Consider the following 16,741-nt stretch of genomic DNA (forward strand, 5'->3'; position numbering starts at 1 on the left):
ATACATCGACTATTACAACAACGAACGCATTAAGCTAAAACTAAAAGGCCTGAGTCCGACACAATATCGAAATCAGGCCTTGGTTGCCGCTTAGAAATGAGTCCAACTTTACGGGGTCACTTCATTTACCCGGCTTTTTTTATGTCAGCGACCCGCCCTAAAGAGCGTTGACACCCTTCAAACTTGATTTGGACAGTGCAATGCAATCAACAACTAAACGTACTCAACGAGATTATTCCCTCGCTTTTAAATTAGCAGTTGTAGCGCAGGCAGAAAATCTAATGAATAGACCTGAATAAAATGCCAAGCAACCCTGTTGTGTTGTATTTATACTTGCTGGCTTGAGGCACAAAAAAAGGAAGCAAAATGCTTCCTTTTTAGATCTTCGAGAACGAAATTAAACCTATGTCTTTTTCATTATCGATTATTTTAAGTGTTTCACCAACGACTGCACCACGCGCGGGTTGCCAGCGACTATCTCACCTTTATCGAGGGGATCATTACCGCCTTTATAGTCAGTAACCAAGCCACCAGATTCACGTACCAGTAGTTCTCCAGCAGCAACGTCCCAAGGTTTGATACCGCGTTCCCAATAACCATCATATCGACCTGCAGCAACATAAGCTAAATCTAACGCTGCAGAGCCACAACGGCGGACATCGCCACATTGTTTAAATATGTTTGAGAAACGTTGTATAGCTTCATCAGATGTTTCTTTCGCTTTGAAAGGGAACGCAGTGGCAAGCACAGTATTGTTTAAGTCTTTTGCTTTACCGGTGCGGATCCTGAAACCATTTAATTGTGCACCAGCGCCTTTACTTGCAGTGAAAAGTTCACCACGAATTGGGTCAAATACCACGGCTTGGTCTATACGACCTCTGTGCATTAGGGCTATCGAAACCGCAAAGTGGGGAATACCTTTGATAAAATTAGTGGTACCGTCAAGGGGGTCAATGATCCATTTAAATTCGTCACTGCCTTCGACTATGCCGCCTTCTTCACCTAAAAATGAGTGGTCGGGGAAAGATTGCTGAATTTTTTCAATAATGATTTTTTCGGCTTCTTTGTCGATTTTAGTGACGAAGTCGTTCTCACCTTTTTTTTCCAACAACAAATCATTACGATTTTCAAAACCACGAGTTATCACATTTCCAGCAGCGCGAGCAGCGCGCACCGCAATATTCAGCATAGGATGCATAAGTTACCACCAATTTTTAAAAGAACGGACGAGCAGCCTTGGCTTATTAATTGATTTCAAGACCGCACAAAATTTCGCCGCGAAGTCTACCAGTTTTGCCTGTAGATGCAATCAAATTCTTGGTAGTACCGTAGATTAGGCTTTTAATAAATTTTCAATTTTGTCCGAATTGACTTTGTGATAAGCCGGCATTTGCTGATTATCTATAATCTGTTGTTGGCTGAAATTGTGTCGTATTAATACTTCATCAGTCACATCAATTAGGTCGCCCACACCAATAATATTCCAAAGCTGCTCTTCGAGTATTTTTGCTTTGTGGATTGCATAAATTCCCACATAACTAATTTCTGCTTGTAAGCGTTCAATATCCGGACGTCCCGCTCTGGCTAAGAACACTTTCACCGCTATAAATTGGCCTGATTCACGAGCTTGATTAATGAAGTTTTTACGTTCTTTATCACCATGGAATTGATCGGAAAAACGGCTTTTTATAGCTTCGTCAATATATTCTCGGCTTGGATCAAAAGCGACGAATATCTCGCGCATTACCGGCTTTTTATTGGTTTTAATTCGTTTTAACGTGTACTGAATAAAGTCTAATTCAACCCCATAAGTTGAATACAAAAAGTGCATATTGTATTGACCGTTTTCCGCATCGAAAGCCAATAGATTATTCAAACGACTATTGGGATTACTGGTAACAATGGCATCGGGGAGAAAATCAATCCCTTCTTTGCGGATAAAAAATGCGGTGTTTAAGACATTCTTCGCAAATAAATTTCGCAACGCTGAGCCAATCCCTGGAATTTCCTCTTCTTCACTATGGGCTTTTAGTTTTCCGCGGTTATTACGAATAAGCTCTTCAAAAAATCGTTGTGCAGTTTTGTTGACTGAATCTACAACGGCTTGAAGGTGCAAAACATTGCGCCCATAGGAAATTCCCTTGACGACGTATGGCAGATTAGACAAATTAAATTTCTTGGTAACATTTTGTAAAAGTGGAAAACTGAGTTTGACCAAATCATTTTCTTCACCATGAAAAAAGTCATTCAACTCAACGCGCATTCCTCGCGTAGAAACATCTTCACTGCTTCCTTCAATTGTTATATCACCAAAATTTAATTGCACTTTACTTCGCAATTGATAGCGGGTCTCTTTGCGTTGATTGTGATATTTAAACCTGAACATCTGCACCGCTGGAGGCAGTTTATTTCTTGGGTGTCCAAACACTTTTAATTGTGAGATTTCTCCACGGCGAATGGGTACTTTTTCATAATTTTGAGTACCAACTTCATCAGTAATATCGGTTAGGAGCGCCATGTATCTCACATTTTTAAGGCGTGACATCAACCTCGGTGCGGGTGGATGATTCTGACGTTTCACCGCACTGCTAACAGAGTCGGGTAAAGACAGTGGTATATGTACTTGGTTGAGATCTACATTGGTAATTTGTAATTTGAAAACCCGCCAACTTGCTTTCCTACCGCCATAGCCCAGAAACACCTTCATCAAATCAGGACGGTCGAACAACTCTTCTTGAGTGGCAGAATAAAAATAAACTTTGTCATCTTTAATGTGATTGAACGAATAAACAGTGGTTTCCTGATAATTTTCAGGTTGGCTTAATAGCCTTGCAATACGCTGATGTCCTAAGACATAACCAAGGCGCAATTCAAATAGCTCATCACTCCAATAATACAAGGGATCTTTATTGCAGTTATTGATTAGGGCGTATTTGGGAACATAAAGATCTTTTATTTTTTCAATGTATATGGGGACAGAGGACACATTGGGAATAAAATACTGTTCGTAGGTCTTTAGGTTAATCGCCGTGAGCGTATTATCCATATTAACTTTATAGCGACGTTTGTTGCCGTGTATGAACTTTTCAAAAAAGTCTTTAAACGAGTGTTGAGTGTGTTCTTCATTTTTTTGTAATGAAATACGTTGCTCTCGTTTGCTACTTTCAACATTAACAATGTTGTATCCCACGCCAGCCTTTCGATCTATTGAGTATTCGCCTTCTAACCCTCGAAACTGGACAGTAATCCTATCACCGACTTTAAATAAGTGTTCATTCGCCACTTTAACTTTTAAACCACTTACTGATACATCTATTGTGGTTGCTTGAATACTTTTATTTAACTCTGTAAATAACTCAATATTCACTGCGAAATTCATGCGCTCTTCGCAACGTTTAGCATATTCACCGAAGCGTAAAACGGTGGCGTGATGGGGTTTACGCTCTTCTACCACAACCCCTTCTTTTTCAGCTTCTTCCCGCTGCTTTTGATAAATAACACGATAACTGTTTTCGGTATTTTTAACTGCCTCATATACTCCCATGGTATATTCACCAAACAGTCGAACCTGCTTTTCGAAAACATCAATGGCAGTATCGTCTAAAAAATGAGTTTTATCCTGATAAGTAAATTCGCGGCAATCGCCAGCTACCTGCCCTCTGAGGTCGATGAGGCGGAGGCATGGACGAGATAGGCGCTTTAATTCCATTTTGATTAAAAAGCGTTTTTGTTTCGGGATGCCAGATGCAACCTGTGATAGAACCTGATTAAATTCAGGTTCATTTATCATTGGTTTTAACTGTTCTATAATGTCGTGATACTTTTCTAAATCTTGACTCATGCCAATCAAATGTTCGCTATGGTTAAGGCGTCGTTATGATATTCTTTTATCGGCAACGAATAAATAACCTTTGATCCCAACTTACCGGTTTAGTTGAATTAATCAACTAGCCCTAATTTAATGTAGTTCAATAACTTATGGCTAAACGTAAAATCGCTTTTGTATGTACTGATTGTGGAGCAGAGTTCCCTCGCTGGCAAGGACAATGTAATGATTGTCAGGCATGGAACACCATTTCTGAAGTTGTTCTTAGTAATGATAAACATGCACCTGAACGGAATTTAAAAGGCTACGCAGGGCAAACCCACGCGAAAGTGGAAACCTTAGATCAAATTGACTTACAAGCATTACCGCGATTCAGTGCGGGTTTCAAAGAACTCGATCGCGTTCTTGGGGGAGGTGTAGTGCCTGGTGCTGCAATGTTAATTGGCGGCTCGCCTGGGGCAGGTAAAAGTACGTTGTTGCTGCAGGTAATGTGTCATTTGGCCCAAGGACGTAATACGCTTTATGTCACGGGGGAGGAATCCTTACAACAAGTGGCGATGCGAGCGCAACGATTAGGATTACCCACATCTAAATTAAAAGTGTTGGCGGAAACGAATGTAGAAACCATTTGTGAATTGGCGTTAGTGCACAAACCCGACATTATGGTAATTGATTCCATACAGGTCATGCACGTGAGTGATATTCAATCCGCACCTGGCAGTGTTTCCCAAGTGCGAGAAAGTGCCGCGTTTTTAACGCGCTTTGCCAAACAGCATCATATTGCAATGTTTTTGGTCGGACATGTCACCAAAGAAGGAAATTTGGCAGGTCCTAAGGTGCTGGAGCATTGCATAGATTGTTCAATGATGCTTGAAGGGGAAAGTGACAGTCGTTATCGAACGTTGCGGGGAAATAAAAATCGTTTTGGTGCAGTAAATGAGTTGGGCGTGTTTGCCATGACAGACAAAGGTCTTAAAGAGGTCAGCAATCCATCAGCTATCTTTTTAAGTCGCGAAGAGCAACAGTCACCAGGCAGCATTGTTATGGTGGTTTGGGAAGGGACACGACCATTGTTAGTGGAAATTCAAGCCTTAGTTGACTACTCTCAAATGGCAAACCCCAAACGTATCGCGGTGGGAACTGAAGCGAATCGTTTAGCTATGTTACTTGCTGTTTTACATCGCCATGGAAATGTGCAAATGAACGATCAGGATGTGTTTGTTAATGTGGTGGGTGGGGTTCGTGTTGCAGAAACCAGTGTTGATTTAGCCTTACTGCTAGCAATGATCTCCAGCTTTAGAAACCATACTCTATCCAGAGAATTAATTGCATTTGGAGAAGTCGGTTTAGCAGGTGAGATTCGGCCTGTCCCGAATGGAACTGAACGTATACAAGAAGCGGCCAAACATGGCTTTAAACGCGCCATTGTTCCTAAGGGAAATAAACCGAAACAATCCATCCCTGGTATAGAAGTAGTGGCAGTCTCACGTCTGTCAGAGGCTCTGGAGGCCCTCTAAACCTTTATCTAAGGTTTAGGCTACAACAAATTGGTCACGCCCCGCATCTTTTGCCGAATACAAATTTTGATCGGCTTTTTGGATGAGTGAGATTTGGCTAAGATTTTGAGGTGAAACGCAAATGCCGCCTGCACTAATAGTGACCCGGCTTAAGCTTGAAAGTTTGTGAGGTAAGTTTAGATCGCGTATTGCACTTAGCATGCTATTGGCAATGTGCTCAACGCCACGAGCGTCAGTATGGGGAAGTACAACTGCAAATTCTTCCCCCCCATACCTTGCTATACAATCGGTAGGGCGCTTTAATACGGTTCTCAGAGTACTTGCTACCTGTCGCAAACACTCATCGCCTTTAATGTGTCCATAGGTATCATTATAAAGCTTAAAGTAATCGATATCGATTAAGATTAAACCTATATGATGTTTCATGCGGGTGCATAATTTCATTTGATCCGCTAAGAAACCATCAAAATAATGGCGATTTTGCACATCTGTCAAACCATCGACAGTCGCTAAACGTTTTAATTTGTCAGACATCAGCTTAGCTGCTAAATGTGAGTTAACCCTATGTCGTAATGTTGTGACTGAAAAAGGCTTGGTGATAAAATCTGTACAGCCCGCTTCCCAACATTCATCTTCCGCTTCTGGTGAATTGTGAGAACTGACGAATATAATCGGTATTTCTTGGGTATTATCGTTATCTTTGAGTTTTCTGCACGCGGTTAACCCATCCATAACAGGCATATTAATATCCATCAATATGATGTCAGGTAGCTTTTGATCACAAAAATCCAGCGCTTCTTGCCCTGAACTCACATGATGGGTAATAAAATTATCTGAAAGGGCTTTAGCCGCAATTAATGCACTAATGGGTTCATCTTCTACAATAAGAATTAAAACTTTATCCTTTTCATATAACTGATCAACAACTTTGAAGATAACTCAAACTCCTTTGTTAAGCATATTCAACAAAACATTTTTTACGTATGGATTAAACTTTAACCTTATTCTCTGCGTAGTTTATCTAAAAATTATCCGAATGTTTATTATACTTAGGATTAGGAAACTAGTGAGGTTAAGTCTCGCTGTAAAAGTGACATATCGCCTAAATTCAATTCAACTAACTTGCGCAAATCTGAAATACTATCGATATCCATACACTTAATGTGGAAACCCAAACAGTGATTAGCATTGTGCACAATTTCACCGAACATGGTGATCACTTTGCGAGTGCCTTCAATTTCTACATTTAATTCAAATTCTTGCTCTAAATTGCCAATAAACTCATCTGGATAGCCAATAAGCGCCCCATTTAATGAAATATCAATAATGTGGGTATGCCAATGGCGATCTTGCTGAAATAAAATGGCAGGAGCTGAAAAGTCTACGCGATTAAATTGACGTTTTTCCATAGTGATCCTCAACGTTGCCTTTAATAACAATATTTAAGCATAAAAAACGTGTAATTTCGCCCAAGATTTTACCCAAGTGTTAAATTACACGCTATCAATATGAAAGGATCTGAGATTATTTACTAATTTTTTTGTATTTAAGTCGATGTGGCTCCACCACGTCTTCGCCTAAGGTGTCTTTTAACCAGGCTTCATAATCTGTGTAATTACCCTCGTAAAAGTTGATTTTTCCTTCGTCTCGGTAATCCATAATGTGCGTGGCGACCCTATCTAAAAACCAACGATCGTGAGAAATAACCATGGCACAACCTGGAAATTCCAGGATCGCATTTTCCAGTGCCCGCAAAGTTTCAACATCAAGGTCATTGGTCGGTTCATCGAGCAGAAGCACGTTACCACCAGCTTTGAGCAATTTTGCCAGATGAACCCGGTTACGTTCACCACCAGAAAGATCTTTAATGAATTTTTGTTGATCAGTCCCCTTAAAATTAAAACGGCTACAATAAGCACGGCTGTTTAGTTCAAAATTACCAATGCGAATAATATCTGAGTCGTCGGAGATTTCTTTATAAACGGTGTTCTTCTCGTTCATATGATCGCGAAATTGGTCAACACTTGCTAATTGCACAGTGTCGCCAAGTACTATTTCTCCTGAATCAGGCTGCTCTTGTCCAGTCAGCATGCGAAATAGCGTGGATTTACCTGCTCCGTTAGGGCCAATAATACCGACTATTGCCCCTTTGGGGATGCTGAAAGATAAATCGTCAATCAGCAAACGATCACCATAAGATTTAGATAACCCTGTTACCTCAATAACTTTATCACCCAAACGTTCTCCAGGGGGGATAAATAACTCATTGGTTTCATTCCGTTTTTGATAATCACCAGTAGTTAATTCATCAAACCTTGCCATTCTGGCTTTGCTTTTAGCTTGACGCCCTTTGGGATTTGAACGCACCCATTCTAACTCTTGTTGAATGGACTTTTGACGTGCACTTTCGGTACGCTCTTCTTGGGCAAGACGTTGATCTTTTTGTTCAAGCCAAGAGGAGTAATTACCTTCCCAAGGAATACCTTCACCTCGGTCTAGTTCTAATATCCAACCCGCTACATTATCAAGGAAATAACGATCGTGGGTTATGGCTACTACAGTCCCTTCGTAATCGTGAAGAAAACGTTCTAACCATGCTACTGATTCTGCATCCAAGTGGTTAGTTGGCTCATCTAAAAGCAACATATCCGGTTTTTCTAGGAGTAGTCGACAAAGGGCGACTCGACGCCTTTCACCGCCAGAAAGTTTACTTACATCTGCATCCCAAGGAGGAAGTCGAAGAGCATCGGCTGCGCGCTCCAAAGCATTTTCAAGGTTATGACCATCTTTGGTTTGGATGATGGCTTCTAGTTGGCCTTGCTCTTTTGCTAAGGCATCGAAATCTGCATCTTCTTCTGCATATTCTGCATAGACTTCATCTAAGCGTTTTAACGCGTGGGCAACATCTGCAACGGCTTCTTCAATGTTGCCACGCACATCTTTAGTTTCATCTAGCTGAGGTTCTTGAGGAAGATAACCAATTTTTAATTCTGGCGCAGGTCTAGCCTCACCTTCTATATCTTGGTCAATACCAGCCATGATGCGCAGCAGGGTGGATTTACCTGCACCGTTTAAACCCAACACACCAATTTTTGCGCCGGGAAAAAAGCTAAGAGAAATATTTTTTAGTATGTGTCTATTGGGGGGGACAATTTTTCCCACCCTGTGCATGCTATATACGTATTGTGCCATAGTGCCAATTTAATGAAGGATAAAACGATAGTGTAATCCAGACCGGCTCACAGTCCAATGGCGAACAGAAATTTTTTGCATATCCTTAGGTGCAATCTGGTTAGAAATAGAGCGCTGATCAACTAAGCTAAAATCGATTAATGTTGAAAATGAAGGCGCTAAAGCTTGAATTTTTATTCCCTGACTTCAGAATAACTAATAACCGAAGTTATACTAGGAAGAAGAATGTTGAATTGGGGAGTCATTGGGCCAGGTGGCATTGCAAATCAATTTGCTACTGCGTTGGCAAGTTCAGTGCAAGGCAAGTTATATGGGGTTGCCAGTCGAAACCTAGCACGAGCGGAGGCATTTGCTCAACAATACCGAGCCACTGTTGCCTATGGGGACTATGAATCTCTAATTGCAGATCCCAATATTGATGTGATCTATATTGCGACACCCCATTCCCATCATTTTCCTATAGCCAGAGCATGTTTGCAGGCAGGTAAACATCTACTTATGGAAAAACCCCTGACTGTAAATGCACAGCAAACTGAGGTGCTGGTGAGTCTATCAGCACAGCATAAATGTGTGTTTCAAGAGGCAATGTGGAGCCGTTTTATGCCTTGTTTCGAGCAACTTAAAGAGTGGATTGAGCAGCAGGAAATTGGCGAATTAGAATACATTAACTCACAAATCGGCTTTGCTTTTTCGCACCTGAAAAATCATCGTTTGACGGATCCCGCTTTAGCTGGTGGCGCTTTACTAGATTTAGGTGTTTACAGTGTGAGTTTAAGTCAGTATTTGTTGGCCGAGTATCCCACTCGCGTTCAGGCTGTGGCCAAGCTGTCTGCAGACGGCGTAGACCAAAATACAATGGTGAATTTGACCTATCCATCCGGTGTGATTAGCCAATTTACCTGTACCATGGCGGCCCAGTGTTCCAATATCATGAGTATTCATGGAAAAGAAGGTTATATTTGTGTTCCAGCCTATTTTTGGAACGGCCGACAAGCGCAGTTATATCAAAACGAGAAGTTGATCCGCACGGTGGATTTTCCTCATCCAGTGAATGGTTTTGAATATCAAATAGAGTCCACAATGGAGTCAATCCTGCTCGGCAGACGCTGCGATCCAAGAATGAATCATGCAGACAGTATTAACGTGATGCAAACCTTAGATGTCATACGACAACAAATAAATCTTAACTACCCAGAATGCATCGAGTCCCTTGATTAAATATTTGGTCATACAAGTTGCGAAGCTGAGTAATTTCAATAGCGCCAATCTAACAGCTATAAATTATACTCAAGGGTTTGGATCATTTTTCCCCAAAGGTATGTACAAAATAATCTAAATGACTAGAATAAGCGCTCATTTTTTATCCCTACGAAGGTGAAGATAGATGTTTCACCCGAACTTTGTGCCGAGTTGTTGAGGAGACACCATGCTGAAACGTAATATGAATATTGCTGACTTTGACCCCGAGTTATATGATGCGATTGTAAATGAAACTCAACGCCAAGAGCATCATATCGAGCTTATTGCTTCGGAAAACTATTGTAGTCCGCGCGTTTTAGAAGCTCAGGGTTCTCAACTTACCAACAAATATGCAGAAGGCTATCCTCACAAACGTTATTATGGCGGATGTGAATATGTTGATATCGCCGAAGATTTAGCCATAGAACGAGCGAAGCAGTTGTTTGGCGCTGATTATGCTAATGTACAGCCCCATTCAGGCTCTCAAGCCAACTCAGCGGTGTTTATGGCATTATTAGACGCTGGTGACACTGTATTAGGAATGAGCCTTGCTCATGGTGGCCACCTTACCCACGGTGCCCACGTGAGTTTTTCAGGTAAAACTTACAACGCAGTTCAGTATGGTCTGAATGAAGACACTGGCGAAATTGATATGCAACAAGTAGAAGCCTTAGCACTTGAGCATAAACCTAAGATGATTATTGGTGGTTTCTCTGCCTACTCGGGCATTGTTGATTGGCAGAAGTTTCGTGAGATTGCAGACAAAGTCGGCGCTTACTTGTTGGTTGATATGGCCCACGTTGCTGGTTTAGTGGCGGCGGGGATTTACCCGAATCCATTACCTCATGCCCATGTTGTTACTACAACTACCCATAAAACCTTAGCTGGTCCTCGTGGCGGATTGATCCTTTCTGCTTGCGGTGATGAGACTATTTATAAAAAGTTAAACAGCTCAGTGTTTCCTGGCAATCAAGGTGGTCCTTTGTGTCACGTGATTGCGGCAAAAGCGGTCGCATTTAAAGAAGCGTTAGAGCCAGAGTTTAAAGAATATCAAAAACAAGTGGTGGCAAATGCAAAAGCCATGGTCAGCGTGATGCAAGAACGTGGTTATAAAATTGTTTCTGACGGCACAGATAATCATTTATTTTTACTTGATCTCATTGATAAAGATATTACTGGCAAAGACGCTGATGCGGCCTTAGGCAGTGCAAATATTACCGTTAATAAGAATTCAGTACCTAATGATCCTCGCTCACCTTTTGTCACTAGTGGCTTACGCATTGGTTCTCCAGCCATTACTCGTCGAGGTTTTGGTGAACAGGAGGCGAAGCAAGTCGCCAATTGGATTTGTGATGTGCTTGATGACATCTCAAGCGTTGAAACTATCGAAAGGGTCAAGAAAGAAGTGGTTGACCTGTGTGAAAAATTCCCTGTTTACGGGTAGTATTTACGTTAATCGTCACTTAGCCGCTTTTTAAGCGGCTTTTTTGTCTCAAAATAATCGGTAATTGGCTGACTAGCTACTTGGTGTTTTCAATTAAGTTGTTGATAATAAAACTCAACTTTAAATGGAGGCGTGTATGTCATCAGTTGTGTCAAGAGTCCCTGCAGCTGCAGCGGAAGTTGCTAAAGCCCATTTTGCGAGTTTACTCAGTTTAGAAACAGACTGTTGGGATACGCATTTTGCGATCAGCAATAATCGCCAAGATTTTGTATTATTGGATGTGAGAAGCTTATTGTTATTTGAACAAGGGCACTTACCTAACGCAATAAACTTACCCCATAAGAATATTAAAGCTGAAACTATTCACATGTACCCCAGTGACACTCTCTTTATCGTGTATTGTGCCGGTCCCCATTGTAATGGCGCGGATAAAGCTGCCCTTAAACTTGCTGAGCTCGGCCGCCCTGTTAAGAAACTCATAGGCGGAATAACAGGCTGGTTGGATGAAGGGTTCAAGCTCGTCATTAATGAGTAAAGAAAATGCCTGTTAGGGCGCATTTTTATTGGGCTTCAATTGATAATGCACAGTAAATCCCTTGCCATTACTACCTGTTACATTGACGACCAATTTATTATCTGTGCGTAAATATAGTATTTGCTTGGGAAAGTTGTGATTTGGATTGACGAAAGTAACGGTATTCGAGTCACAATTTTTAGCTTTAAAGGCCACAGGTAGACTATTGTGGCCGACTTTTGCCAAATAGAAGACTTCCCTTTGCATGTGTACTAAACGCATGCTTTCTTGTTGCTCAAGGACGCCAGAAACATCACGGCTGCTGCCAGAGCCGGTGAAGGTATCGTCGCTGATTTTTAACCAATTTTCTTGGGTGTTGCCATCCGGAAGGGTTTCCCAGTCACCCAAAATCCATTGCAGTTTAAGCAGCCCATCACATTTCGAGTCTGCAGCTGTCGCTGACCAACTAAGCGTTATTATCACTATTGATAATAGATAAATTAAACGTTGCATGTATCACCTTTTAACTTTTTTATGCTAGTTTAGCCAGCATCTATAGATAGTGAAAAGAAAATACGACTATGTTTTGTCCTTTCTGCTCAGAACAAGAAACTAAAGTTATCGATTCCAGGTTGGTTGCTGAAGGTCATCAGGTGCGCCGCAGGCGAGAGTGTACTACTTGTCACGAGCGATTTACGACGTTTGAAATCGCCGAGTTAGTCATGCCAAGAGTGGTTAAACGTGATGGTTCCAGAGAACCATTTAATGAAGATAAACTTCGTGCAGGTTTACTACGTGCTCTAGAAAAGCGTCCTGTGAGTACGGAAAAAGTCGAACATTGCATCAGTCAATTGAAGTCATCGTTGCGCGCAACCGGAGAGCGAGAAATCAGTAGTGAGTTCTTAGGAGGCCTCATCATGGATGCCCTCAAAGAACTGGATAAGGTGGCTTATGTGCGTTTTGCTTCGGTTTATCGTTCCTTCGAAGACATTCGGGAGTTTGGTGAAGAAATTGCTAAATTAGGTGAGAAACCCTGATTAGCGTATTTATTTAGGAAGTTTGCGACACAATGTCTGCTTTTCATTTTTCGAGGCTAGACCATCATTTGATGAGTCTTGCCATTAAGTTGGCTCGTAAAGGGCAATTTACGACAACACCCAATCCAAATGTTGGTTGTGTTATTGCTAATACAAATGGTGAGGTAATAGGCCAAGGTTGGCATCATAAAGCGGGAACTCCCCATGCTGAAGTGCATGCCCTTAAGCAAGCAGGGGAGCAAGCCCTAGGGGCAACTGCCTACGTTACCTTAGAACCCTGTAGCCATTTCGGTAGAACTCCCCCCTGTGCTGATGCATTAATTCAAGCCGGTGTGAAACGAGTAGTCGCTGCTATGGTTGATCCCAATCCTACTGTGGCAGGGAGTGGGTTAAAGCGGTTATCCGAACATGGCATAGATGTCTCTTTCGGGCTTCTCAGCGAGCAAGCACAAGAGTTAAATCGTGGTTTCATTAAACGCATGCAAAATAATCGTCCCTGGCTGAGCGTAAAATTAGCCGCAAGTTTAGATGGTAAAACGGCATTAGCGAATGGACTCAGTCAATGGATTACTGGTCCAGATGCAAGGGCGGATGTGCAAGCACATCGCGCTAGAAGCTGCGGAATATTGTCTGGTTCAGGAACGGTGTTAGCTGACAATCCAAGTTTAAATGTCAGGTACAACGAATTAAATAGTGCGAAAAACCTGATCCAAGAGTCTGAACTTCGTCAGCCCTTACGAATTATTCTGGATGGTAAAAATCAACTGAATGACAATTTGAAAATGTTTGACCTGCCTGGTCAAAACCTAATTATTAATCGTAAACCCAACCCGCTATTAAGAGCCCGCGTAGAACAAGTGCAGATTGCCAGTGTGGGGAATAAACTTGATTTAGCAGCCATGTTGCGGGTTTTAGCTGACAAACAATTAAATGAGGTTTGGGTTGAAGCTGGTGGCATGCTCGCAGGGGCGTTAGTGCAACAAAATCTAGTGGATGAATTGATTTTATACCAAGCGCCCAAACTATTAGGGGACAAGGGACAGAATTTGTTTGTGATGGATGAGCTGACCCAAATGAATCAAGCTAAGCGATTAAAATGGTCTAGCGTTAGAATGGTTGGTGACGATTTAAAAATGGTTGCGCATTTTAATCAAACTACTGAATAGAAGAATAAACTTCTGCAAATATCGGATTATAAAACATGTTTACTGGAATAATAGAAGACGTTGGTCATATCGCTAAATTGCAACCTAAGGGTGACGATATTCGTTTGACCGTTGCAGTGCAAAAACTGGATATGTCTGATGTGGCGTTGGGTGACAGTATCGCCACTAACGGGGTGTGTTTAACGGTTGTGGACTTTTCAGATAAACACTACAGCGTTGATGTCTCTCCGGAAACCATAAAACGTTCTGGTTTTGCCAACTACACGGTGGGAGACAAAGTCAACCTTGAGAAAGCCATGCAAGCCAGTTCTCGCTTTGGTGGTCATATTGTCAGTGGGCATGTGGATGGGGTAGGCAAAATCGTGGCTATCAATCCAATCGATCGCTGGTTAGAAATTTGGATTCAAGCACCAGATGAACTCGCCAAATATATCTCCGAAAAGGGCTCTATAACCATAGATGGTGTTAGCCTGACGGTAAATGACGTGGACGGTGCCAAATTTATGCTCACGTTAATTCCACATACATTGCAAGAAACTATTATTGGCAACTACCAAGTCGGCAGCTTAGTGAATTTGGAAGTCGATTTGATTGCCCGTTATTTGGAACGCTTGATTTTAGGAGATAAAGCCGCACATAGTCAAAAGTCGCAAGGCATAGATCTGCAATTTTTGGCGGAAAATGGTTATTTAAAATAACCCTAATTTAATATAAAAGAACAGAGTACCCCCTACAATGGCAATGCACAGCATCGAAGAAATAATCGAAGACATCAAACAAGGCAAGATGGTAATCCTGATGGACGATGAAGATCGGGAAAATGAAGGTGATTTGATTATGGCCGCAGAACATGCGACACCTGAGGCGATCAATTTTATGGTTACCCATGCCCGGGGACTTGTTTGTTTGCCTATGACTGCACAGCGTTGCGAACGTTTGAAGTTGCCCCTGATGGTTGATAATAACAACGCCCAATTCTCAACTAATTTCACTGTATCAATTGAAGCGGCTCAGGGCGTGACTACGGGTATTTCTGCAGCAGATCGAGCGCAAACCATTTTAGCGGCTGTGGATAAAAACGCGAAAGCTGAAGACATCGTTCAGCCAGGTCATATTTTTCCGTTAATTGCCAAAGAAGGTGGAGTACTAAATCGCGCCGGTCATACGGAGGCGGGCGTTGATTTGGCTAGGTTAGCAGGCCTTGAACCTGCATCCGTCATCGTCGAAATATTAAATGAAGACGGCAGCATGGCGCGCAGGCCTGAATTAGAAGTATTTGCCGCAAAGCACAATTTGAAAATGGGCACTATTGCCGATTTAATTGAATACAGAAACTTGAATGAAACGACCATTGAACAGGTGGCAAGTTGTAAGTTACCCACGCGTTATGGCGAATTTGATCTGCATACCTTTAAAGATGTGATTGATGATCAGGTGCATTTTGCCTTGTGCAAAGGTGAAATAGATGGGGATTCAGCGACCCTAGTCCGTGTGCATTTGCATAATACTTTTAACGATTTATTTGGCTCAGAACGATCAGCTCAACGTAGTTTAGGATTACCACAAGCCATGGAAAAAATCGCTGACCAAGGTGGCGTGTTGGTTTTGTTGGGTAAGGAAGAGGATCTGATTGCCCAGGTTAAACAATTTGAGGCTGAAGACATGGGCAGCCGAGCGGTAGCGGGCACATACCAAGGAACGTCAAGAACGGTTGGTGTTGGAAGTCAAATTCTGCGGAAGCTTGGTGTGCGTAAAATGCGTTTGTTAAGTAAACCGAAAAAATATCACGCTTTATCAGGTTTTGGTTTAGAAGTTGTGGATTACATATATTAATCCATTTGGGTTTCCACTGGGTTGTGCTATAATCCGCGCCGTTTTTCTTACAGGGCTTCACAAACATGAATATCATTGAAGGTAATGTTCGCGCAACAGGTAAAAAGTTTGCGTTGGTTGTATCTCGCTTTAACAGTTTTGTTGTTGAAAGCTTAGTTGACGGGGCATTAGACACGTTAGAGCGTGTCGGTGAAGTCAGTGATCAAGATATTACCTTGGTTCGAGTTCCTGGTGCTTACGAGCTACCTATTGTTGCTAAGAAATTGGCTGAACAAAAAAAATATGATGGGATAATTGCCTTAGGTGCGGTTATTCGTGGCGGCACCCCACATTTTGATTTTGTTGCTGGTGAATGCAATAAAGGTCTAGCGCAAGTTTCATTAGAATACGGCATACCCATTTCCTTCGGTGTTATCACTACCGACAGCATTGAGCAGGCTATAGAACGTTCAGGTACCAAAGCCGGTAACAAGGGTGCTGACGCAGCCATGGGTGCACTGGAAATGGTTAATGTTATTGCTCAAATAGAAGAGGCATAAACGTGAAGCCATCTGCACGTAGAAAAGCAAGAGAACTTGCGGTACAAGCTGTTTATTCTTGGCAAATGAGTAAAAACCCTGTTGAGCAAATTGAACTAGGAATAGCGACCAGTAACAATATGGAAAAAGTCGATATGGCTTATTTTCAAGAATTGTTGCGCAATGTCGTCAAAGACTGCGAAAACTTAGATAAGACGATGAAACCTTATCTAGGACGTTTACCTGAAGAATTAGATGTCGTTGAAAAAGCGATATTACGTATCGCCACTTATGAACTTACTGCCCGAATTGACGTCCCATACAAAGTCGTGATTAATGAAGCCATTGAATTAGCTAAATCATTTGGTGCTGACGAGAGTCATAAGTTTATAAACGGTGTGCTTGATAAAGCGATTAAAACCCTTAGAAAACACGAATTATCTTCAAAAGAGTAA

The 16,741-nt window shown here is 41.8% G+C and carries 17 protein-coding genes; 11 read left to right on the forward strand and 6 right to left on the reverse strand.

The window, feature by feature from the left end:
- The coding region (locus ACYVIL_RS21730; RefSeq protein WP_460312743.1) for an IS3 family transposase at positions 1-94 on the forward strand (94 nt) is incomplete at its 5' end.
- A gap of 330 nt (positions 95-424) precedes the next feature.
- On the opposite strand, the gene suhB is transcribed toward ACYVIL_RS21730, so the two are convergent.
- Together suhB and ACYVIL_RS21740 are read right to left on the reverse strand one after the other, a co-directional pair.
- Positions 425-1,198 carry an inositol-1-monophosphatase gene (gene suhB, locus ACYVIL_RS21735; protein ID WP_303474353.1) on the reverse strand — a complete coding sequence of 258 codons (774 nt, stop codon included), beginning with the start codon at positions 1,196-1,198 and terminating at the stop codon, positions 425-427.
- Between the two features lie 135 nt (positions 1,199-1,333).
- Positions 1,334-3,841: a PilZ domain-containing protein gene (locus ACYVIL_RS21740; RefSeq protein WP_460314996.1), complete on the reverse strand. Its 2,508-nt coding sequence runs from the start codon at positions 3,839-3,841 to the stop codon at positions 1,334-1,336.
- 137 nt (positions 3,842-3,978) lie between these two features.
- Between ACYVIL_RS21740 and radA the strand changes: the two genes are divergently transcribed.
- Entirely contained in the window at positions 3,979-5,343 is a 1,365-nt protein-coding gene (gene radA, locus ACYVIL_RS21745) for a DNA repair protein RadA (protein ID WP_303474350.1), read from the forward strand.
- Between the two features lie 15 nt (positions 5,344-5,358).
- Here the strand turns inward: radA and ACYVIL_RS21750 are convergent, their stop codons facing one another.
- From ACYVIL_RS21750 to ettA, 3 genes are all read right to left on the reverse strand, one after another.
- The gene (locus tag ACYVIL_RS21750; protein WP_460315163.1) at positions 5,359-6,279 is read right to left on the reverse strand and encodes a GGDEF domain-containing response regulator; all 921 of its coding nucleotides are present in this window, start codon (positions 6,277-6,279) and stop codon (positions 5,359-5,361) included.
- 119 nt (positions 6,280-6,398) lie between these two features.
- Positions 6,399-6,752 carry a PilZ domain-containing protein gene (locus ACYVIL_RS21755; protein WP_303474349.1) on the reverse strand — a complete coding sequence of 118 codons (354 nt, stop codon included), beginning with the start codon at positions 6,750-6,752 and terminating at the stop codon, positions 6,399-6,401.
- A gap of 115 nt (positions 6,753-6,867) precedes the next feature.
- A complete protein-coding gene (gene ettA / locus ACYVIL_RS21760; RefSeq protein ID WP_460314999.1) occupies positions 6,868-8,535 on the reverse strand; it encodes an energy-dependent translational throttle protein EttA in 1,668 nt (555 codons plus the stop codon).
- 225 nt (positions 8,536-8,760) lie between these two features.
- Here ettA and ACYVIL_RS21765 point away from each other — a divergent pair, with 225 nt between their 5' ends.
- From ACYVIL_RS21765 to ACYVIL_RS21775, 3 genes are all read left to right on the forward strand, one after another.
- Positions 8,761-9,753: a Gfo/Idh/MocA family protein gene (locus tag ACYVIL_RS21765; protein ID WP_460315001.1), complete on the forward strand. Its 993-nt coding sequence runs from the start codon at positions 8,761-8,763 to the stop codon at positions 9,751-9,753.
- Between the two features lie 208 nt (positions 9,754-9,961).
- Complete coding sequence (gene glyA / locus ACYVIL_RS21770) at positions 9,962-11,218, forward strand: serine hydroxymethyltransferase (protein WP_303474346.1); 1,257 nt, start codon at positions 9,962-9,964, stop codon at positions 11,216-11,218.
- 136 nt (positions 11,219-11,354) lie between these two features.
- Positions 11,355-11,753: a rhodanese-like domain-containing protein gene (locus tag ACYVIL_RS21775; protein ID WP_460315004.1), complete on the forward strand. Its 399-nt coding sequence runs from the start codon at positions 11,355-11,357 to the stop codon at positions 11,751-11,753.
- Between the two features lie 12 nt (positions 11,754-11,765).
- On the opposite strand, the gene ACYVIL_RS21780 is transcribed toward ACYVIL_RS21775, so the two are convergent.
- Entirely contained in the window at positions 11,766-12,245 is a 480-nt protein-coding gene (locus tag ACYVIL_RS21780; RefSeq protein ID WP_460315006.1) for a DUF6265 family protein, read from the reverse strand.
- Between the two features lie 68 nt (positions 12,246-12,313).
- On the opposite strand from ACYVIL_RS21780, the gene nrdR reads away from it, so the two are divergent.
- From nrdR to nusB, 6 genes are all read left to right on the forward strand, one after another.
- Complete coding sequence (gene nrdR / locus ACYVIL_RS21785; protein WP_303474342.1) at positions 12,314-12,769, forward strand: transcriptional regulator NrdR; 456 nt, start codon at positions 12,314-12,316, stop codon at positions 12,767-12,769.
- 32 nt (positions 12,770-12,801) lie between these two features.
- Complete coding sequence (gene ribD / locus ACYVIL_RS21790; protein ID WP_460315009.1) at positions 12,802-13,935, forward strand: bifunctional diaminohydroxyphosphoribosylaminopyrimidine deaminase/5-amino-6-(5-phosphoribosylamino)uracil reductase RibD; 1,134 nt, start codon at positions 12,802-12,804, stop codon at positions 13,933-13,935.
- A 35-nt stretch (positions 13,936-13,970) separates the two neighbouring features.
- Positions 13,971-14,633, forward strand: a complete 663-nt coding sequence (locus ACYVIL_RS21795) for a riboflavin synthase (protein WP_303474339.1) — start codon at positions 13,971-13,973, stop codon at positions 14,631-14,633.
- Positions 14,634-14,670: 37 nt separating this feature from the next.
- The gene (ribBA, locus tag ACYVIL_RS21800; protein ID WP_303474337.1) at positions 14,671-15,768 is read left to right on the forward strand and encodes a bifunctional 3,4-dihydroxy-2-butanone-4-phosphate synthase/GTP cyclohydrolase II; all 1,098 of its coding nucleotides are present in this window, start codon (positions 14,671-14,673) and stop codon (positions 15,766-15,768) included.
- A 65-nt stretch (positions 15,769-15,833) separates the two neighbouring features.
- Positions 15,834-16,307: a 6,7-dimethyl-8-ribityllumazine synthase gene (ribH, locus tag ACYVIL_RS21805; protein ID WP_303474336.1), complete on the forward strand. Its 474-nt coding sequence runs from the start codon at positions 15,834-15,836 to the stop codon at positions 16,305-16,307.
- Positions 16,308-16,309: 2 nt separating this feature from the next.
- Entirely contained in the window at positions 16,310-16,741 is a 432-nt protein-coding gene (gene nusB, locus ACYVIL_RS21810; RefSeq protein ID WP_460315012.1) for a transcription antitermination factor NusB, read from the forward strand.

Source organism: Aliiglaciecola aliphaticivorans, assembly GCF_054782055.1.